This window comes from Streptomyces sp. NPDC039480 (assembly GCF_055597165.1).
On the sequence record NZ_JBVITX010000018.1, the window covers coordinates 87,937 to 106,701 of the forward strand.

Below are 18,765 nucleotides of genomic sequence, written 5' to 3' on the forward strand. Positions count from 1 at the left end.
GGCGGGCTCAGCAGTTGAGGGTCGTCACCCGGTCGACCGTGATCTCCACGACCACCCGTCCCGGCGGGTTCGGCGGCCCGGAGAAGTAGCGTTCGGTGTAGCGGCGGACCCCCTCGGCGACGCGTTCGGGGGCGTCGAAGACCTGGGCGGTGCCCTCAAGGGTGACCCAGGCGAAGCCGTCCACCTGGCAGAGCGCGACCCGGGCCAGCGGCGCGGCCAGCACGTTCTTGACCTTGCGCGTCGTGTTCACCGTCAGGACCCGGGCCAGGCCCGCCCGCTCGTCCCAGGTGAACCGCACGGGCGTCAGATGGGGCGTGCCGTCAGGTCGCAGCGTACTCAGCACGGCGGTGTGCGGCGCGGTGAGGAACGTACGGGCCGAGGGGGACATCGCCGTCGTGCCGGCGCGCCGCGGGGAGAGCGTCATCGTCTTGGATTCCTCTTTCGGTCACCGGCGCAACGCGCCCTGGCACACCACCGTCGCGGCTCGCGGTCCCGGCCGGGAAGGGGGGGTCTCTCAGTCGATCCCGCGGACCACGTTCGCCTCCACGGGCTCGTCCTCGTCGTCGTCCACCCCGGCGAGCCGGAGCACCGGCGCGACCCCTTCCGCGCCGCGTCCCTGCCGCTCACGTTCGGCCTCGTCCATGGGCCTCTCCTCCTGCGACCGTGCGCCCCGCGGAGCCGCGGAGCGCGACTGCTCCACCCGGCCACGTTGGCAAGGCGCTCTCGAGGCCGGGCTGAGGGGCGGCTCGAGTCCGCCTCGACACCCCGTCGACCAAAGCCCGCACCGTCACAGCCCGGCGCGCCCGCAGCCTCTGCGGTCCCCCGTGGCCGCGCCCCTATCGGAGGGATCCCCATGCCCGGCTTGATCAGGCGTTTCTGGCGCGAGGTGTACGCGGCCCTGCAGGCCCACGGCGCCATCTACATGTCGGGAACCTGGCTCCCGCCCGGCGCCGTGCCCCGGGAGCCGGCGGGCCCGCCCCAAGCCCATCCGGAGCGGCTGTGCCCCGAGGTCGCCCTGACCCCGGTGGAGCACGCGCTCGACCAGCAGCTGAAACAGCGCTCCTGACGCGGCATCACGGGGGCGGGCCTCACACCGCTCCCTGCCGGCCCCTGAGCCGCTCGGCGAACAGGCTCCACTCCTTGCTGACGCTCTCCGCGATGGGGGCGATGACGCCGACCCAGTGCGGCGGGACGGCGCCGACGAGCTCGCGCCAGCCGTCCGGGTCACCGGCGTGCTGGGCCATCCACTGGAGGAACTCCTTGCCGCCGGCGGTGTAGCGGATGCACGGGTCGTTGGCGACCTTGGCCGCGACCGTCTCCCAGGCGGGGGGCTCATCGGCCGGGCCGGTGCGCCGCAGGGGCAGGTCCTCGGCGTCCGGCGCCTGGGCGTGGTCGGCCGCCGGGGCGGCCTGCGCGGCCCGGTCGGGCGGGTGCAGGGCCATGCGCGCCCCGGTCCCCCTGAGCCCGTTGCGTTCGGGGCTGACGCCGCGGCGCAGCCGGGCGCTCACGTCGTGGACGGTGCCCAGGGACACCTCGGTCTCCCGGGCGACTTCCCGCAGCGTGGCCTCGGGGTGGGCGTTGATGTAGGCGGCGGCGCGGCGCCGGCCCTCGCCGGCGGTCACCGAGCGCAGCTTCCCGTCCAGGCCCAGGCGCTGGCCGCCCGGCGGAGTGGTCAGCGCGGAGCGGTCGCGCAGGGCCGCGATCGTCTTGGCGCTCAGTCCCGTGACGCTCGCGATGGCGCGGTCGGACCATTCGGGGTGCGCCCGCAGTACGCGTTCGGCTCCGCCGATGCGGTCGGCCTTCGACAACGGAAGTCCGTGCGCGCTGTTGGCCTTCATGGCGATGACGAGTGCTTCGGCGTCCGAGCAGTCGATGAGCCGCGCTTTGATGCTGTGGTCGCCGCAGAGTTTCGCGGCCTCCAGTCTGTGCAGCCCGTCGATGATCCGCCAGCCGTCTTTCTGCACGAGCACGGGCGGCAATTGGGAGCGGCCCGACGCCTCGACGAGCAATTGGAGATACGCGGCGTTGATTCCCCCCTGGCGCAGGTGCAGTCCGGGCGAGAGCGCATGGACCGGGAGTTCCTGTGCCGGTGTGTTCTCGATGTTTTTGGGGCCGATTTCTTCACCGGTCACCGGCTCGTCGCACCCTAATTCGGCGGAACTCAAACCGTCTGCGATCACCGTAGCCCGCCCGTCATTGAAAGCCATCCGGTGTGCCCTTTCTGCCGCTATTCCGGATGAGCGTCGCAGCGGGGTCTCTAGCCCCGGTCGAGGGTGAGTTGACGGTCATCGGACCGCGGCCCGAGCTGGGATTCAGCGCTGCACGAGCGGATTCAGTGCTTCACGAGCAGGCCGCGGCTGCGCAGGACCCAGCGCTCCAGGGGGCTGAAGATGAGCAGGTCGATGGCGATGCCGACCAGCAGGATGAGCAGGATGGCTTCGAAGACCATGGCCATGTCGCTGGCGTTGCGGCCGTTTTCCAGGAGCTGGCCGAGACCGAGGCCGAGGTCGGGGAAGGAGGCGATGATCTCGGCGGCCATGAGCGAGCGCCAGGAGAACGCCCAGCCCTGTTTGAGTCCGGCGACGTAGCCGGGCAGGGCGGCCGGCAGCACGACGTACCAGGTGCCCTTGAGGCCGGTGGCGCCCATGGTGCGTCCGGCCCGCAGGAACAGCGGCGGCACCTGGTCGACGCCGGAGACCAGGCCGTTGGCGATGGAGGGGACCGCGCCGAGCAGGATCACCGCGTACATCATCGAGTTGTTCAGGCCCAGCCAGATCACCGCGGGCGGCACCCAGGCCACCGAGGGCAGGGACTGCAGGCCCGAGAGGATCGGGCCGATCGCCGCGCGCAGGAACTTCAGCCGGGCCACGAGCAGGCCCAGGGGGGTGCCGATGAGCAGGGCGAGGCAGAAGCCGAGCAGGCCGCGCGAGACGGACGTCCAGATGTAGCCCAGGAGTTCGCCCTCCAGCCAGGCCTGGCGCGCCACCTCGTACACCGCGCCCGGGGAGGGCAGTTTGCTGGGGTCGTCGACGATCTCGAAGGAGACCAGCGCCTGCCACACCGCGAGGACCAGCGCGATGGCGGTGACGGGGGGCAGGACCTTCTCCCGCAGGGTCAGGGTGAAGGGCTTGCGGATGTGCTGGTGGGCTTCCAGGGCGTCGAGGCCGGCGAGGTCGTTGCCGTCCTTGGCGGTGGGTGTCTCAGTACTGGCCATGCCGGCGGATCTCCCCCCGTAGCTGTTCGGTGATCTCGATGGAGAGCTCCGCGACGGCGGTGTCCTCGATGCGGCGCGGCTGGGGGATGTCCACGTCCCAGGCGCGGGCGATGCGTCCGGGGCGGGAGGAGAGCAGGATGACGCGCTGGGCCAGGCGGGCGGCCTCGCGCACGTTGTGGGTGACGAACAGCACCGACAGCTGGGTCTCGCTCCAGATGCGGGTCAGTTCGTCGTGCAGGACGTCCCGGGTGATGGCGTCCAGGGCGGCGAAGGGTTCGTCCATCAGCAGCAGGCGGCTCTCCTGGGCCAGCGCGCGGGCCAGTGCGACGCGTTGACGCATGCCGCCGGACAGCTCGTGCACCCGTTTGCCGTGGGCGCCTTTGAGGCGGACGAGTTCCAGGAGCTCGTCGGCGCGCTCGCGCCGCTGCCGGGGGGCGACACCGCGCAGTTTGAGGGCGAGTTCGATGTTCTTGCCGGCGGTCAGCCAGGGGAACAGGGCGTGTTCCTGGAACATCAGGGCGGGCCGGCCGTCGGTGGTGATCTCGCCGGTGGTGGGCCCGTCGAGGCCGGCGACGAGGTTGAGCAGGGTGGATTTGCCGCAGCCCGAGGCCCCCAGGAGGGTGACGAACTCGCCGGGTGCGACGGTGAGGCTGATGTCGTCCAGCACGAGCTGCGGCCCGGCGGGGCCGGGGAACGACTTCGAGACGTGCTCGAGGCGGGCGGCGTGGCGGGCCGTCGCGGTGGCGTCACCGGCCTTGGCCAGCGTCGTGGTCATGGTCGTCACCTCCTGGGAACGCATCGGGGTCAGCGGACGCCGAGGCCGGCGTCGTCGGCCGGGGGCCGGCCGGCGGCCTTCAGGATCTTGTTGAGCGGGGTGAGGTCGTAGATGCCGGCCAGGTCGGGCCGCTCGAGCAGGCCGGCCTCGACGGCGTGCCCGGCCTGGGTGCGCAAGGTGGCGGCCAGCGGGTCGTCGGTGAAGTCGATCGACTTCCAGGCCGCGTCCAGGACCGGGCGGGGCAGGGCCTTGCCGGCGTCGGCGGCCAGTTGTTGGTTGGCGGCCGCCTTGGCCGCGCCGGGGTGGGCGGCGATCCACTTGTTGGTGTCCACCGACGCCTTCAGCACCGCCTCGACGACCTTGGGGTGCTTGGCGAGGAACTTCTGCGACACGATGATGTTCGTGATGACGAACGTGCCGCCGGGCCACAGCGTCTTCTCGTCCAGCAGGACCTTGCCGCCCTGGGCGACGATTTTGGAGGCGGTCGGCTCGGGCACCCACGCGCCGTCGATGGAGCCGGACTTGTAGGCGTCCGGGGTGACCTTGTTGTCGCTGCGCACCACGGTCACCTCGCCCTTGCCGCTCTGCGCGTCGACGTGCCAGCCCTGCCCGGCCGCCCAGTTGAGGAAGGCCACGTCCTGGGTGTTGCCGAGCTGCGGGGTGGCGATCTTCTTGCCCTTGACGTCCGCGATGGAGGTGATCTTGTCGGGGTCGACGACCAGTTTGACGCCGCCGGAGGCCGAACCGCCGATGATGCGCAGGTTCTTGCCGCCGGACTTGGCGAAGCCGTTGATGGCCGGGGACGGGCCGATCCAGCCGATGTCGATCGACCCGGAGTTGAGCGCCTCGATCTCGGAGGGACCTGCGTTGAACGTCGCGTACGTCGCCTTCGTGGCGCCCAGCGCCTTTTGGAAGAAGCCCTGCCGGTTGCCCACCAGCGCAGTGCCGTGGGTCAGGTTGGCGAAGTAGCCGATGCGTACGGAGTCCAGGCCGTCGATGCGCTGCGCGCCGGCGGCGATCTTCGCGGTGCTCCGGTCGTCCTTGGCCTGGGAGCCGTAGCCGCAGGCGGTGGGGGCCAGCAGGAACACGGCGGCCAGGACCGGTGCGGTACGGCGTAGCACGGTACGGCGCGGCAGAGGGCGGCGGCGGGTGGGTGGGGGCGGGCCGGTGGCGGGCATGGTCAGAAGTCCCATCCGTCGTCCCGGGCGCCGTCGGCGGCCGGGTCGGGTGAGGCGAACGACTCGCCGGCCATGCCCGCGGTGAGGGTGGTGCCGTCACCGGGGTCGATCAGGATGAACGAGCCGGTGCGCCGGGAGTCTGCGTAGGAGTCGACCGGCAGCGGTTCGGCGGTGCGGATCTTCACGCGGCCGATGTCGTTGGCGGCGAGCTGTCCGGGGTGCGGGTACAGCGACAGGTCGTCCAGGGTGAGCCGGGAGGGGATGTCCTTGACGATGGCCTTGACGGTGCGGGTGCCGTGTTTGAGCAGCACCCGGTGGCCCACGCGCAGCGGCTGGTCGGCGACGTGGCACACGGTCGCCTCCACCTCCCGGGTGGTGGCCGGCGCGTCCTTGGCCGGCACGATCAGGTCGCCGCGCGAGACGTCGAGGTCGTCGGCGAGCAGCACGGTCACCGACTGCAGGGTCCAGGCGCTGTCCACGGGCCGGCCCAGCCGTTCGATGGCGGTGATGGTGGAGGTGCGGCCCGAGGGCAGGACGCACACCTCCTGTCCGACGCGGAAGGTGCCCTCGGCGATCCGGCCGGCATAGCCGCGGTAGTCGGGGTGCTCGGGGGTCTGCGGGCGGATCACGTACTGCACGGGCAGCCGGGCGGAGCAGGGTGCCAGGTGGGGGCTGACCGGGACGGTCTCCAGGTGTTCCAGGACGGTGGGGCCGCCGTACCAGTCCATGTGCGCGGAGGAGTCCACGACGTTGTCGCCGGCCAGGGCGGAGATGGGGATCACGGTGACCTCGGGGCCGCCCAACTCCTTGACGTAGGCGGTGTATTCCTCGGCGATCGCGGTGAAGACGGACTCCTGGTAGCCGACGAGGTCCATCTTGTTGACGGCCAGTACGACGTGCGGGACGCGCAGCAGGGCGGCGATGGCGGTGTGGCGGCGGGTCTGCTCGACGACGCCGTTGCGGGCGTCGACCAGGATCACCGTCAGCTCGGCGGTGGAGGCGCCGGTGACCATGTTGCGGGTGTACTGCACGTGTCCGGGCGTGTCGGCGAGGATGAACCGGCGCCGCGGGGTGGCGAAGTAGCGGTAGGCGACGTCGATGGTGATGCCCTGCTCGCGTTCGGCCCGCAGGCCGTCGGTGAGCAGCGCCAGGTCGGGGGTGGCCTGGCCGCGGTTGCGGGAGGCGTGGGCGACGGCTTCCAGCTGGTCGGCCAGGACCGACTTGGAGTCGTGCAGCAGGCGGCCCACCAGGGTGGACTTGCCGTCGTCCACGGAGCCGGCGGTGGCGAAGCGCAGTGTGTCGACGGTGGTGTCGGTCAGAACACTCATCTCAGAAGTACCCCTCGCGCTTGCGGTCTTCCATCGCGGCCTCGGAGAGCTTGTCGTCGGCCCGGGTGGCGCCGCGTTCGGTCAGCCGGGACGCGGCGATCTCCGTGATGACCTTGTCGATGGTGTCGGCGTCGGAGTCCACCGCGCCGGTGCAGGACATGTCGCCGACCGTGCGGTAGCGCACCCGCCGCCGCTCGGTCCGCTCCCCGTCCCTGGGCCCGCCCCAGGGGCCGGCGGTCAGCCACATGTGGTTGCGCCGGAACACCTCGCGTTCGTGGGCGAAGTAGATTTCCGGCAGTTCGATGTGCTCACGGGCGATGTACAGCCACACGTCCAGCTCGGTCCAGTTGGAGAGCGGGAAGACGCGGACGTGTTCGCGCGGCAGGTGCCGGCCGTTGTACAGGTTCCACAGCTCGGGGCGCTGGCGGCGCGGGTCCCACTGGGAGAACTCGTCGCGCAGGGAGAACACGCGCTCCTTGGCGCGGGCCTTCTCCTCGTCCCGGCGTCCGCCGCCGAACACGGCGTCGAAGCCCTGCTGTTGGATGGTGTCGGTCAGCGGCCGGGTCTGCAGCGGGTTGCGGGTGCCGTCGGGGCGCTCCTTGAGCTCTCCGCGGTCGATGTAGTCCTGCACCGAGGCGACGTGCATGCGCAGTCCGTGCCGGGCCACCGCGCGGTCGCGGAAGGCCAGTACCTCGGGGAAGTTGTGCCCGGTGTCCACGTGCAGCAGCGCGAAGGGCACCGGTGCCGGCGTGAACGCCTTCAGCGCCAGGTGCAGCATGACGATGGAGTCCTTGCCGCCGGAGAAGAGCACCACCGGGTTCTCGAACTCGCCCGCCACCTCGCGCAGGATGTGGACCGCCTCCGACTCCAGTGCGTCGGGGTGCGAGAGGGCGCAGGGGGTCTCCCTGTCCTGCTCGCCGGCCCTGACCGGGTCGACGGTCGGCGTCATAACAGTCCCCTTTCGGTGAGCACGGCGTACACCGCGGCGGCGGACTCCCGCACGGTCTGGTGCTGCGATTCGATGCGCAGGTCGGGCGCCGTGGGCTCCTGGTACGGGTCGTCCACTCCGGTCAGGCCGGTCAGCTCCCCGGCGGCCTGTTTGGCGTACAGGCCCTTCACGTCGCGTGCGCTGCACACCTCCAGGGGGGTGGCGACGTGTACTTCGAGGTAGGGGGTGCGGTTGGTGTCGTGGCGCTTGCGGACCGCTTCGCGGCTGTCGGTGTACGGCGCGATCACCGGGACCAGCGCCAGGATGCCGTTGCGGGCCAGGAGTTCGGCGACGAAGCCGATGCGCTGCACGTTGGTGTCGCGGTCGGCGCGGGAGAAGCCGAGGCCGGCCGAGAGCGCCTCGCGGATCTCGTCGCCGTCCAGGACCTCCACGCGGTGGCCGTCCGCGCGCAGCCGCTCGGCCAGCTCGTAGGCGATGGTGGTCTTGCCGGCGCTGGGCAGTCCGGTGAGCCAGACGGTGACTCCGGTCGTCACGTGCATCTCCTGGGGGTCGGGGGGTGGCGTCCGTGCGGCGCGCGGGGGTCAGCGCGGCCGGGCGGCGGTGGTGGCCGTGGTGCGGGGGGTGCCGAACCAGTGGGCCAGGGCGTCGGTCAGGTCACTGTCACTGCCCGGAGCGGTCCAGGCGACATAGCCGTCGGGCCGGATGAGGACCGCGTCCGGCGCCGGGTGCGGGCCGTGTGTCCAGGTGGCGGTGACGATGTCGATACGGTCGCTCCAGTCCTCGGCGAGCTGGGCCACCTTGCCCGCACCCTCCGTGTCCTCGGTGCAGATCAGTACGCCGCGTGCGGCATGCAGCAGGTCGGCGATGCGCGACGGGGTGCCGTCGGATCGGGTCAGTTCGTGGTGGGGCGGTATGCGCCGGCCCAGCAGGGGGTGCTCCCCCGGCCCCAGGTCGTAGCGGATGCCCAGGCCGCTCAGGACGCCGGCCAGGTGTGCGGCCGCGTCCTTGTGGGTCAGCAGTTCGCCCAGCACGGCACGCAGCGGGGTCATCTCCTGGCCGGTGAGGCGCAGTTCGATGGCGGCGCGGGCGTTGCGCGCCAGTTGCTGTCCGATCGGGTGGCGTTCGCCGTGGTAGGTGTCCAGCAGGTCTTCGGGGGCCTGGCCGCGCAGGACCGCGGCCAGTTTCCAGCCGAGGTTGACCGCGTCCTGCACGCCCACGCTCAGCCCCTGGGCCATCGCCGGCGGCTGGACGTGGGTGGCATCGCCCGCCAAAAAGACGCGGCCGCGCCGGTATTCGGCGGCCACCCGGGAGGCGTCGGTGAAGCAGCTGATCCAGCGGCACTGCCCGTGGTGGATGGACTCGCCGGTCAGGCGCTGCCAGGCGTCGGCGAGTTCGGCGTACGAGAGGGAGTCGCGGTCCTTGGGGCGCATGCCCCGCTCGTAGGCGACGACTCGGGTGACGCCGTCCTCCAGGTCCATCGCCATGATCATGCTTCCGTCGGGGAGGTTCTCGCCGATGCGCCGGCGGCGGGTCTCGATGCCGGTCACGTCGGCTGTGTAGAAGCCGCGGGTGGGTTCGGGGCCGGAGAAGTCGATGCCGGCCAGCTTGCGGACGGTGCTGCGTCCGCCGTCGCAGCCGATGAGGTAGCGGGCGCGGTCCCGGCCGGGGCCCTGGGGTCCGGTGAAGCTCACCTCGACGCCGTCGGGCCGCTCGCTCAGTGCGGTCACCTCGTGGCCGCGGCGCACCGGCACCCCGAGCTCGCCCACCCAGTCCTCCAGCATCCGCTCGGTGCGGAACTGGGAGACTCCTCTGGCGCCGCTGTGGTCCTCCTCCAGGATGCCGAGGTCGATGGGGACGCCGCCGAAGTGGCTGTCGGCGGGCTCGGTCGCGCCGAGCCGGGTGAGCAGTCCGCGCTGGTCGAAGCTTTCGACGGCGCGCCGGGTGAGGCTGGCGCCGCGGGACTCGCGCGCCGGGGCGGGCAGCTGTTCGTAGACGACGACGTCGGCGCCGCCCAGGCGCAGTTCGCCGGCCATCATCAGCCCGACCGGGCCCGCGCCGACGACTATCACGTCCCTGGTCATGCTCACGCTCCTGTTCGGTGGGTGGCGCGGGGGGTGCCGAACCAGTGGGCCAAGGCGTCGGTCAGGTCGCTGTCGCTGCCCGGAGCGGTCCAGGCGACGTAGCCGTCGGGCCGGATGAGGACCGCGTCCGGCGCCGGGTGCGGACTGTCGGACCAGGTGGCGGTGACGATGTCGATACGGTCGCTCCAGTCCTCGGCGAGCTGGGCCACCTTGCCCGCGCTCTCCGTGTCCTGGGCGCAGATCAGGACGCCGCGCGCGGTGTGCAGCAGGTCGGCGACACGGGCGGAGGTGCCGTCGGATCGGGTCAGTTCACGGTGGGGCGGCATGCGCCGGCCCAGCAGGGGGTGCTCCCCCGGCCCCAGGTCGTAGCCGATGCCCAGGCCGCTCACGATGCCGGCCAGGTGTCCGGCCGCGTCCTTGTGGCTCATCAGTTCGCCGAGCACGCCGCGCAGCGGGTCCATGTCGGCGTCGCCGAGGTAGAGCATCGACGCCGCCTGGGCGTCGCGGATCAGTTGCTGTCCGATCGGGTGGCGTTCGCCGTGGTAGGTGTCCAGCAGGTGCTCGGGCGCCCAGCCGCCCAGCACGCCCGCCAGTTTCCAGCCGAGGTTGACCGCGTCCTGCAGTCCGGCGCTCAGGCCCCAGGCGGCCAGCGGCGGCATCGCGTGCGCGGCGTCGCCCGCCAGGAGCACCCGGCCGCGCCGGTACTCGTCGGCCAGGGCGGCCGCGTTGTTGCACGACCACATCCACTGGGCCTGCGCGTGGTGGATGGTCTCGCCGGTCAGGCGCTGCCAGGCGTCGGCGATCCGCGGGAAGGTCAGGGTGCCGGGGTCCTGGTGCGGGGACAGGCCCTTGTCATGGACGACGATGCGGTAGCGGCCCTCGCCCAGCGGGGTGCACACCACCATGTGGCCGCCGGGCAGGCGTTCGCCGATGGGCCGCGGGCGCAGCGTCACCCCGGTGATCTCCGCGGTGTACATGCCGCGGGTGGGCCGCCACTGTCGGGCGGGGATGCCGGCCGCCGTGCGGACGGTGCTGTGCGGGCCGTCGCAGCCCACCACGTAGTGGGCGCTCGCCTCGCCGGGGCCCTGGGGTCCGGTGAAGCTCACCTGGACGCCGTCGGGTTGCTCGTGCAGGGCGGTCACCTCGTGGCCGCGGCGCACCGGCACTCCGAGCTCGGCCAGCCAACCGCCCAGCATGGCCTCGGTGCGGGCCTGGGAGAGCCCCAGGACGCCGCTGTGGTCCTCCTCCAGCATGCCGAGGTCGAAGCGGACGCCGCCGAAGTGCCCCATCGGGCCCCACCGGAATTCACCGAGCCGGGGAAGCAGTCCGCGCTGGTCCAGTGATTCCGCCGCCCGCCGGTTGAAGCCGAGGGCGCGGGATTCTCCGGAGGGGGCGGGGAGCTTGTCGAAGACGGTGACATTCACACCGCCCAGGTGGAGTTCGCCGGCCAGCATCAATCCCACAGGGCCGGCACCGACAATTATTACGCCAGTTTCCATTGTTGACCTTCCACGCGGGGCGGCTGAGGAATCGTCGATGTCAAACTACACATCCCCATGTCCGGCTGCAATGACGGTGTTGAATTCATAAGCGGGGCCGGTGTCTTGGGCGTTCAACCGCGGTTTTCACGCGGTTGAACGCGACGGGCGGATGAGCAACTTCCGGATACCGGCGGCTCTTTCCGGTGCGGGACAGACTTTGCGGGTGCGAGGGGCGGACTTTGCGGGTGCGGGTGCCGGGCTAGGGCGTGGGCACCGGCTGGGGGCCGGCCTGGCAGGTGGCGTCGGCGCCGCTGGTGGCGGCCGGGCGGGTGCCGTCCTTGAGGTAGGCGCCGACCAGGTCGTTGACGCAGGCGTTGGCGTTGCGGGACAGGGACGTCTCGTGTTCGTAGCCGTCGCGTTCCACCAGCAGCCGGGAGTCGGGGAAGCGCCGGTGCAGGGCGCGGGCGCCCGAGAGCGGGGAGCCGGCGACGTGCTGGCCCTGCACCACCAGGACGTTCACGTCCTTGGCGCCGATCTTGCGCGGGGTGTCGGCGGGCGCGGGCCAGAAGGCGCACGGCGCGTTATACCAGGCGTTGTACCAGGTCAGGAAGGTGTTGCCGGCGCGGTACTGGCGGGAGTAGTCGGTGTGCCAGCGCTGCCAGTCGCGCGGCCAGGGCGAGTCGGTGCACTGGACCGCGTTGTACATGGCCTGCTTGTTCTGCGTGGGGTAGCCCGGTTCGTTGAAGTTGGCCTTCAGGCCCGTGGGGTCCTTGCGCAGCACCCAGTCGGCCAGGGCCTTGGTGTGGCCCGTCCAGGCGGAGCGGCGGTAGAGGGTGACCAGGAAGACCTCGGTGTACTCGGCCGGGCCGATCCTGCCCTCGACGGGGGCCTTGCGGAGCATGTCCATGCCTTCGTAGTACTTCGCCTCGACCGCGGCCCGGGTGGTGCCCAGGTGGTAGGTCGCATCGTGCCGGGCGATCCAGGCGAAGTAGTTCTCGGCGCTCTTCTCGAAGGTCGCGTTCTGTTCGAGGACGTCCTTGTACCAGCCCTTTTCGGGGAGCATCACGGTGTCGAGGACCATGCGGCGCACCCGGTGGGGGTACATCGAGGCGTACAGCGAGCCGAGGTAGGTGCCGTAGTCCCAGCCGAAGTAGGTGAGTTGCTCCTGGCCCAGGGCCCGGCGGATCAGGTCCAGGTCGCGGGCGGCGTCCTTGGTGCCGAGGTGGTCGAGGGTGTCGCCGTGGGCGCGGCCGCAGCTGTCGGCGAAGTCGCGGGCCTTGGTGCGCCAGGCCTCTTCCTCGGCGGCGGTGGCGGGGACCAGGTCGGCGCGGGCCGTGCCGGGCCAGACGTAGCCCGGCTCGCAGGTGATCTTCGGTTCGCTGGCGCCGGTGCCGCGCGGGTCGAAGCCGATCCAGTCGTAGGTGGCGCCGACGGCCGGGGAGAGCCCGGAGGTGCCCTTGGCGAAGCGGGTGGGCAGGTCGCGTCCGAACTGGCCGGGCCACTGGCCGCGGTTGAGCAGCACGATGCCCTGGTACTGGTCCTCGGGCGCGGTGTGCCGGGCGCGGGTCAGCGCCAGTTCTATCGTGCGGCCCTCGGGCCGCGTGTGGTCGAGCGGGACGTCGAGCGAGCCGCACTCCAGCCCTTTGAGCAGGCCCCCGACGACGGGGTCGCTGTCCGGGCAGGGCGACCAGGAGACGCCGGACACCGGCCGGTCGGCCGGGGCTTTCGCCGGTGCCGCGGCGACCGTTCCCGCCAGGGCAGTGGCGGCCGCCGCCATAATTGCTAGGAACTTCCTCACGTAATCCCCTTCTTGAGGCTGGTCCGCCGCCGGGCCGATATTCGGGCAGGCCGACGAAGCCGGTTTTCACGGGCAAAGGTCCAGGGGGCGGCGCGAGACTAGCGGCTGCGGGAAGTGGCGTGAAAACAACTGCGGTTGAACAATGACCGCCGGTCGAGCGGGGCTGGAATGGCGGTATCGGGCCAGTACGGCGGGCCGGTTCTGTAAACGCGAAAACCCCCGCGGAGCAGCCGGTAATTCGGCTCTCCGCGGGGGAATGGAGAAAAGCGAGGGGGTGCTGTTACCGCGCTCCGCCGGGGGCGGACGGACCACCGGGGGCGGACGGGCCACCGGCAGCGGGCGGGCCACCGGCAGCGGGCGGGCCGCCGGCGGCCATCTGCTGCATCCTCTCGCGCATGTTCGCGGTGGTGTTGGCGTGCGGGAAGTCCGTGGCCGGCGCCTGTTCGCCCAGGAAGGCGCAGAGCGGTTCCCAGCCCTGCTTGACGTCGTAGACCAGGAGGTTGTCGGCGGGGACCGCGTCGATGATCTCCTGGTTGCGGCGGTGGTAGACCTCGATGGCGTGGTCCTTGTCGGAGAACCGGCCCTTGAAGAGCCCCTCCCAGGTCATGACGTTGGTCATGCGGTAGACCCGGGCCTGCCGGGTGCCCTGCTCGGGAGGGGTCTCCTTGTTCTTCAGGACGAACTGGTAGAGCGTGTTGTACGTGCTCTCGTACCAGCCCTCGGCGTCGCGCACCGTGAGGACGACCTTGGCGGCGGGGAACGTCTGGATGATCTGGTCGTAGTAGAAGGAGGGCGGGCCGTCCACCGCGGAGGCGTACCCCTCGAACACCGTCTCCCAGTCGGGCTGTTGCCCCTCGCAGATGATGCGTTCCCACTGCTCGAGGCGCTTCTCGTCGCCGACGATGTCGAACATGTGGTAGCAGGGGCCGTAGCCGAGCTGTTCCAGCGCCACCTGGAGTGAGGTGGTCCCGGTCCTGCCGAGACCGGCGTTGATGAGCTTCAACACGGTGCGGTTCCTTCCCTGCGGCTGGGTGTCGTCCGGGTGCGTGCGGGGCCGGCCGTCACTGCTATGACGCCCGGCGGCGCGCAGATGTGACAGGCCCCTGCTCACCGCGCGGGCGGTGGCCGGGGGGCGGGGCGGTTCAGCGCCAGGGCGCGGGCACCTGCCGGGTGGCGACGTTGATGCGGTTCCAGCAGTTGACCAGGCCGATGTGGATGACCAGGGAGGCGAGTTCCTCCTCGGTGTAGTGCTCGGTCGCCTCCTGCCAGACCTCGTCGGGCACCGCGTCCTCCCGGCCGCTGAGTTCGGTGGCGTCCTCGGCCAGCGCCAGGGCGGCGCGCTCGGCGGGGCTGAAGCAGGTCGCCTCGCGCCACTCGGCCACCTGCGGCAGGCGGGTGTCCGCCTCGGCGGCCTGCCCCAGGTCGTCGGGGATGGTGTAGACGCGGCCGTTGATCTGGCTCACCCGCAGCCGGATGAGGTCGAGCGTGCGCTGCGGAACGCCGACCTTGCCGATGACCTTGGTCAGGTCGAGCAGGGGCTGCAGGGCGTCGGCGACGACCAGCGAGGGGTTGTTCATCCGAGGTGGCATCGGGGCGTCTCCTGTGAGTCGGGCCCGCACCGACATCGCTCCGGCGCCCTCCGGCCGGATGCGCGGGGGCGGTGAGCAGAGCGGGGGCGGGCAGCGGCGAGTGCCGGTGCACCAGGCTGCCGTCGCGCTGTCCGTCCTGCAAGGGGGCGGCGAACGGCGCGGTGCGCGGCCGGTGTTCGACCGCGTGTTGCCGCAGTTGAACATCTCCTGCGTTCACCATGGCCCGGGGCGGGCCGGTCGAACTGTGTGACTCTTCGACGGGTTCCGGCGCGGGATGACCCGCGACGGGTTCCGCCGTGGGTCATCCCCGGGTGAGTCACGGGTGAGCCCCGGGTGAGTTACGGGTGTGCCCCGGGTGAGCCATGGGTGAGCCACTCCCCTACCCCCTCGACGAGAGAAGGGATCATCGACGTGCCCCTCGACAAGATCGCGCTCATCACGGGCGCCAACAAGGGCATCGGGCAGGAGACCGCACGGCAGTTGGGCGAGCGGGGAGCCGTCGTCCTGGTCGGTGCCAGGGACGAGGTGCGCGGCAAACAGGCGAGCGCCGTGCTGGCGGACCGCGGCATCACGGCGGTGCCGCTGCACATCGACGTGCGCGACGCGGCCTGCGTGGCCCGGGCCGCGGCCCTCATCGAGCAGCGCTACGGCCGCCTGGACATCCTGGTCAACAACGCCGGGATCGCCGGGGGGTTCACCGGTGCGCCCAGCCAGGCGGCCGCGGACGACCTGCGGGAGGTGTACGAGACCAATGTCTTCGGCGTGGTCACGGTGACCAACGCGATGCTGCCGCTGCTGCGCCGCTCGCCGGCCGGGCGCATCGTCAACATGTCCAGCCACCTGGGTTCGCTGGCCCTGAACGCCGATCCGGCCTCCCCGATGGCCCACGTCAACATGCTCGCCTACCAGTCCTCCAAGACCGCGCTCAACGCCCTCACCGTGGCCTACGCCAAGGAGCTGCGGGGCACCCCGGTCAAGGTGAACGCGGCCCATCCCGGCGTGGTGGCCACGGACATCAACGGCCACCGGGGACAGCGCACCCCCGCCCAGGGCGCCGTGATCGCGGTGCGTCTCGCGCTGCTGGACGCCGCGGGACCCACGGGGGCGTCCCTGTCGGAGGACGGCCCGGTGCCCTGGTAGCGGAGTCCGCGGACTCCGATGAACCTCGTCTTCTGCTCGGCTCATCCTCAAGAGTGCGGGCGGAACGTGACTCCCGGCGCGTGAGATCCGGGAGATGCCGGACCCCGATGCAGGAGGAGAGCGGGAGCGATGAGCTTCATCAAGGTTTGCCCGGTGGACAAGATCCCGGCCGACGGCGCGATCGCGGTGGAGGTCGAGGACGCACCGGTGGCACTGGTGCGCAGGAACGACACGGTGTACGCGGTCAGCGATTTGTGCTCGCACGCCGAGGTCTCCCTCGCCGAGGGGGAGGTCTACGGCACCACGATCGAGTGCTGGCTGCACGGCTCGTGCTTCGACCTGCGCACCGGTGAGCCCGTCAACCCGCCGGCGACCCAGCCGATCGCCACCTACCGGGTCAAGGTCGAGGACGGCTTCGTCTACGTGGCGCCCCACTCCAAGGACCAGGGACAGTCGACATGAAGTCAGCGCAGTCAGCCAGGCCGGTGGTCGGGATCACCGCACGGACGGTCCCGGTCGCCCTGCAGGGCGCCGACATGGTGGTGAGCCTCTCGCTCCAGTCGCACGTGGACTTCCTGGCCGCCGCGGGCTGCGTTCCCGTGGTGCTGCCGCTGGGGCCCGGCGCCGAGCAGCTCGTCGGTGATCTGCAGGGTCTGCTCGTCCCGGGCGGCCCGGATGTGGATCCCGCACTGTACGGGCAGGAGCGGCACCCCAGGACCCGCGGCGGCAGCCCGGACATGGACCGGGCCGAACTCGCCCTGATCGGCGCCGCGTTGGAGGAGGGGCTGCCGCTGCTGGCCATCTGCCGCGGCATGCAGCTGCTCAACGTGCGGTGCGCGGGCACCTTGCACCAGCATCTGCCGGAGGTCACCGGCAGCGACGCGCACCGCCCGCAGGGCGCCGGTTTCGAGTTCGGCCAACATGTCCTGGAGCTGCGGGCCGGCAGCCGCATCGCCCAGATCTTCGGCGACGACACCCCCAAGACCGCCTGCCACCACCACCAGGCCGTGGACCGTGTCGGCACCGGCCTGGCCGCCACCGCCCGCACGCCGGACGGCGTGGTCGAGGCGGTCGAGGCGGTGGGCCACCCCTTCGCGCTCGGCGTGCAGTGGGAGGCCGGCCAGACCGAGGACGACCGCCTGCACCGGGCCCTGGCGGACGCGGCCCGGCGCAGCTGACCCACCCGCCGCGATCCGCCCGACGCGATCCGCCCGGCGGGATCCACCCGTCATCGACCCGGGCTAGAGAACCCCTGGTCATGCTTCGCGCACATTTCGCCTCACCATGCACGGCTCAGCACGCACAGCCGATCACGACACATTCCGTGTCGCCTTTCATTCCCGGCACATTCGGCAGTCCCCGTGAGCGTGAGACTGTCACCTTCCGGAAGGACGAAAATGGGAGCAGTCGAGGTTCCGGTTCTTATCGTGGGCGGTGGCGGATGCGGTCTTGCCGCCTCCAACTTCCTGTCCGACCACGGTGTGGACCACCTGCTCGTCGAACGGCACGCGGACACCGCGCACGTGCCCAAGGCCCACTACCTCAACCAGCGCACGATGGAGATCTTCCGTCAGCACGGGCTCGACGGGCCGATGGTGGAACAGGGGGCGCCCCTGGAACTGTTCGGGAAGCTGCGCTGGCTGACCTCGCTCGCCGGGGACCAGCCGATGGACGCCCGGCTGATCCACGAGATCGACGCCTTCGGCGGCGGCTCGCTGCGTGAGCGGTACGCGGCGGCAGGCCCCGTCATGCCGGTCAAGCTGCCGCAGGTGCGCCTGGAGCCGATCCTGCGCCGCACCGCGGAGGAACGTAACCCCGGACGCGTGCTGTTCGGCCACGAGATGGTCGCCTTCACCGACGAGGGCGACCGGGTGGTCGCCGAGATCCGCGAGCGGGCCACCGGCGAGAGCACCACGGTCACCGCCCGCTATCTGATCGGGGCCGACGGCGGCCGCACGGTGGGCGGCGCCCTGGGCATCGAGATGCAGGGCGTGCCCGGCCTGCTGGATGTGACGACCGCTTACTTCACCGCGGATCTGTCGCAGTGGTGGCAGGAGGGCACCCTGCTCACCCACTTCCTCAACGCCCACGACCCGGACCTGTGCAGCAACCTCATCGAGATGGGGCCCAGCTGGGGCAAGGCCTGCGAGGAGTGGGTCCTGCACTTCCCGCCGATGGACGCCGACCGGCTCGACGAGGAGTCGGTCGTGGCCCGGGTGCGCCAGTTGCTGGGCCTGCCCGACCTGGAGCTGACCTTGCACCACGTGACCAACTGGACGGTGCAGGCGCTGGTCGCCGAGCGGTACCGCAAGGGGCGGGTGCTGCTGGCCGGCGACTCCGCGCACCGCCAGCCGCCCACCGTCGGCCTCGGGCTGAACTCCGGTATCCAGGACGCCCACAACCTGGCGTGGAAGCTGGCCGCGGTGCTCGGCGGCCGCACCGACGACGCCTTCCTGGACACCTACGAGGCCGAGCGGCGGCCCGTGTGCCAGCTCAACGTCGACTGGGCGGTGTCGGCGGCCTCCCACCACCAGGCCGTCCTGGACACCGTGGGCCTTGGCCCGCACGCCCCCGCCCAGCGCAGGCAGCGGATGTTCGCCGCGTACTTCGACCAGTCCCCCATCGGTGAGGTGGTGCGGGCCCGGACCGCGGAGATCCTGGACACCCACCGCGCCGGCTGCCAGGCGCACGACTTCGAGATCGGCTTCAACTACGAGCAGGGCGCGGTCGTCCCCGACGGCAGCCGGCCCCCGGCAAGGGTGCCGATGCGCGATGTGTACCAGCCCACGACCCGGCCCGGGCACCGGCTGCCGCACGCCTGGCTCGAGCGGGACGGCCGGCGCCTGTCCACGCACGACCTGACCGGCTCCCCGGCCGGGTTCGTGCTGATCACCGGGGCGCGGGGCGGCGCGTGGGTGGAGGCGGCCGCGCAGGTGGCGGAGAAGCTCTCCCTCACCATCCACGCGGTGCGCATCGGCGAGGGCGCGGAGTGCGCCGACGTCGAGGGCGGCTGGGAGAGCGTCCGCGAGGTCTCCGGGGACGGCGCCGTCCTGGTGCGCCCCGACAACCATGTGGCCTGGCGCAGCATGGGCGCCGGCGAGAACCCCGCGGACCTGCTCGCCCAGGCGTTCTCCCGCATTCTCGACCCGGGTGTCCCTGCGGGTTCCGCTTCCTGATCGGACGCGACAGACGAAAGGGTCCCGGCCCTTGGGCACGGCATGCCCGGCGGGCC

At 71.5% G+C, this 18,765-nt stretch carries 19 protein-coding genes; 5 read left to right on the forward strand and 14 right to left on the reverse strand.

The window, feature by feature from the left end; translation table 11 throughout:
* Positions 1 to 7: 7 nt before the first annotated feature.
* Together ACZ56E_RS38290 and ACZ56E_RS38295 are read right to left on the reverse strand one after the other, a co-directional pair.
* On the reverse strand, positions 8 to 424 hold the full coding sequence (locus ACZ56E_RS38290; RefSeq protein ID WP_471221622.1) for a pyridoxamine 5'-phosphate oxidase family protein: 417 nt from the start codon (positions 422 to 424) through the stop codon (positions 8 to 10).
* Between the two features lie 90 nt (positions 425 to 514).
* Positions 515 to 643: a hypothetical protein gene (locus tag ACZ56E_RS38295; protein ID WP_471221623.1), complete on the reverse strand. Its 129-nt coding sequence runs from the start codon at positions 641 to 643 to the stop codon at positions 515 to 517.
* A gap of 210 nt (positions 644 to 853) precedes the next feature.
* Between ACZ56E_RS38295 and ACZ56E_RS38300 the strand changes: the two genes are divergently transcribed.
* Positions 854 to 1,066: a DUF6059 family protein gene (locus tag ACZ56E_RS38300; RefSeq protein WP_471221624.1), complete on the forward strand. Its 213-nt coding sequence runs from the start codon at positions 854 to 856 to the stop codon at positions 1,064 to 1,066.
* A 22-nt stretch (positions 1,067 to 1,088) separates the two neighbouring features.
* On the opposite strand, the gene ACZ56E_RS38305 is transcribed toward ACZ56E_RS38300, so the two are convergent.
* The 12 genes from ACZ56E_RS38305 to ACZ56E_RS38360 all read right to left on the reverse strand — a co-directional run bounded on the left by ACZ56E_RS38305 (position 1,089) and on the right by ACZ56E_RS38360 (position 14,393).
* Positions 1,089 to 2,132 carry a ParB/RepB/Spo0J family partition protein gene (locus tag ACZ56E_RS38305; protein ID WP_471221625.1) on the reverse strand — a complete coding sequence of 348 codons (1,044 nt, stop codon included), beginning with the start codon at positions 2,130 to 2,132 and terminating at the stop codon, positions 1,089 to 1,091.
* A 200-nt stretch (positions 2,133 to 2,332) separates the two neighbouring features.
* Positions 2,333 to 3,214 carry an ABC transporter permease gene (locus ACZ56E_RS38310; RefSeq protein WP_471221626.1) on the reverse strand — a complete coding sequence of 294 codons (882 nt, stop codon included), beginning with the start codon at positions 3,212 to 3,214 and terminating at the stop codon, positions 2,333 to 2,335.
* Positions 3,201 to 3,989: an ABC transporter ATP-binding protein gene (locus ACZ56E_RS38315; RefSeq protein WP_471221627.1), complete on the reverse strand. Its 789-nt coding sequence runs from the start codon at positions 3,987 to 3,989 to the stop codon at positions 3,201 to 3,203. The genes ACZ56E_RS38310 and ACZ56E_RS38315 overlap by 14 nt, the downstream gene beginning before the upstream one ends.
* 29 nt (positions 3,990 to 4,018) lie before the next feature.
* Positions 4,019 to 5,167, reverse strand: a complete 1,149-nt coding sequence (locus ACZ56E_RS38320) for an ABC transporter substrate-binding protein (RefSeq protein WP_471221686.1) — start codon at positions 5,165 to 5,167, stop codon at positions 4,019 to 4,021.
* A gap of 2 nt (positions 5,168 to 5,169) precedes the next feature.
* Positions 5,170 to 6,495, reverse strand: coding sequence for a sulfate adenylyltransferase subunit 1 (locus ACZ56E_RS38325; protein ID WP_471221628.1), 1,326 nt, complete (start codon positions 6,493 to 6,495; stop codon positions 5,170 to 5,172).
* Between the two features lies 1 nt (position 6,496).
* On the reverse strand, positions 6,497 to 7,444 hold the full coding sequence (gene cysD / locus ACZ56E_RS38330; protein WP_471221629.1) for a sulfate adenylyltransferase subunit CysD: 948 nt from the start codon (positions 7,442 to 7,444) through the stop codon (positions 6,497 to 6,499).
* Positions 7,441 to 7,977 carry an adenylyl-sulfate kinase gene (gene cysC / locus ACZ56E_RS38335; RefSeq protein WP_471221630.1) on the reverse strand — a complete coding sequence of 179 codons (537 nt, stop codon included), beginning with the start codon at positions 7,975 to 7,977 and terminating at the stop codon, positions 7,441 to 7,443. The genes cysD and cysC overlap by 4 nt, the downstream gene beginning before the upstream one ends.
* Before the next feature lie 48 nt (positions 7,978 to 8,025).
* Complete coding sequence (locus ACZ56E_RS38340; protein ID WP_471221631.1) at positions 8,026 to 9,525, reverse strand: FAD-dependent monooxygenase; 1,500 nt, start codon at positions 9,523 to 9,525, stop codon at positions 8,026 to 8,028.
* Positions 9,526 to 9,527: 2 nt separating this feature from the next.
* Complete coding sequence (locus ACZ56E_RS38345) at positions 9,528 to 11,024, reverse strand: FAD-dependent monooxygenase (protein WP_471221632.1); 1,497 nt, start codon at positions 11,022 to 11,024, stop codon at positions 9,528 to 9,530.
* Positions 11,025 to 11,265: 241 nt separating this feature from the next.
* A complete protein-coding gene (locus ACZ56E_RS38350; protein ID WP_471221633.1) occupies positions 11,266 to 12,783 on the reverse strand; it encodes an alpha/beta hydrolase in 1,518 nt (505 codons plus the stop codon).
* Between the two features lie 301 nt (positions 12,784 to 13,084).
* Positions 13,085 to 13,810: a sulfotransferase family protein gene (locus tag ACZ56E_RS38355; protein WP_471221634.1), complete on the reverse strand. Its 726-nt coding sequence runs from the start codon at positions 13,808 to 13,810 to the stop codon at positions 13,085 to 13,087.
* Between the two features lie 136 nt (positions 13,811 to 13,946).
* The gene (locus ACZ56E_RS38360) at positions 13,947 to 14,393 is read right to left on the reverse strand and encodes a carboxymuconolactone decarboxylase family protein (protein ID WP_471221635.1); all 447 of its coding nucleotides are present in this window, start codon (positions 14,391 to 14,393) and stop codon (positions 13,947 to 13,949) included.
* 366 nt (positions 14,394 to 14,759) lie between these two features.
* Here ACZ56E_RS38360 and ACZ56E_RS38365 point away from each other — a divergent pair, with 366 nt between their 5' ends.
* The 4 genes from ACZ56E_RS38365 (at position 14,760) to ACZ56E_RS38380 (ending at position 18,709) form a co-directional block, all read left to right on the forward strand.
* On the forward strand, positions 14,760 to 15,533 hold the full coding sequence (locus ACZ56E_RS38365) for an SDR family oxidoreductase (protein WP_471221636.1): 774 nt from the start codon (positions 14,760 to 14,762) through the stop codon (positions 15,531 to 15,533).
* Between the two features lie 129 nt (positions 15,534 to 15,662).
* Complete coding sequence (locus tag ACZ56E_RS38370; protein WP_468612680.1) at positions 15,663 to 15,995, forward strand: Rieske (2Fe-2S) protein; 333 nt, start codon at positions 15,663 to 15,665, stop codon at positions 15,993 to 15,995.
* Positions 15,992 to 16,711, forward strand: coding sequence for a gamma-glutamyl-gamma-aminobutyrate hydrolase family protein (locus tag ACZ56E_RS38375; RefSeq protein ID WP_471221637.1), 720 nt, complete (start codon positions 15,992 to 15,994; stop codon positions 16,709 to 16,711). Before ACZ56E_RS38370 ends, ACZ56E_RS38375 begins: the two co-directional genes overlap by 4 nt.
* Positions 16,712 to 16,930: 219 nt before the next feature.
* A complete protein-coding gene (locus ACZ56E_RS38380) occupies positions 16,931 to 18,709 on the forward strand; it encodes an FAD-dependent monooxygenase (protein WP_471221638.1) in 1,779 nt (592 codons plus the stop codon).
* Positions 18,710 to 18,765: the final 56 nt, after the last annotated feature.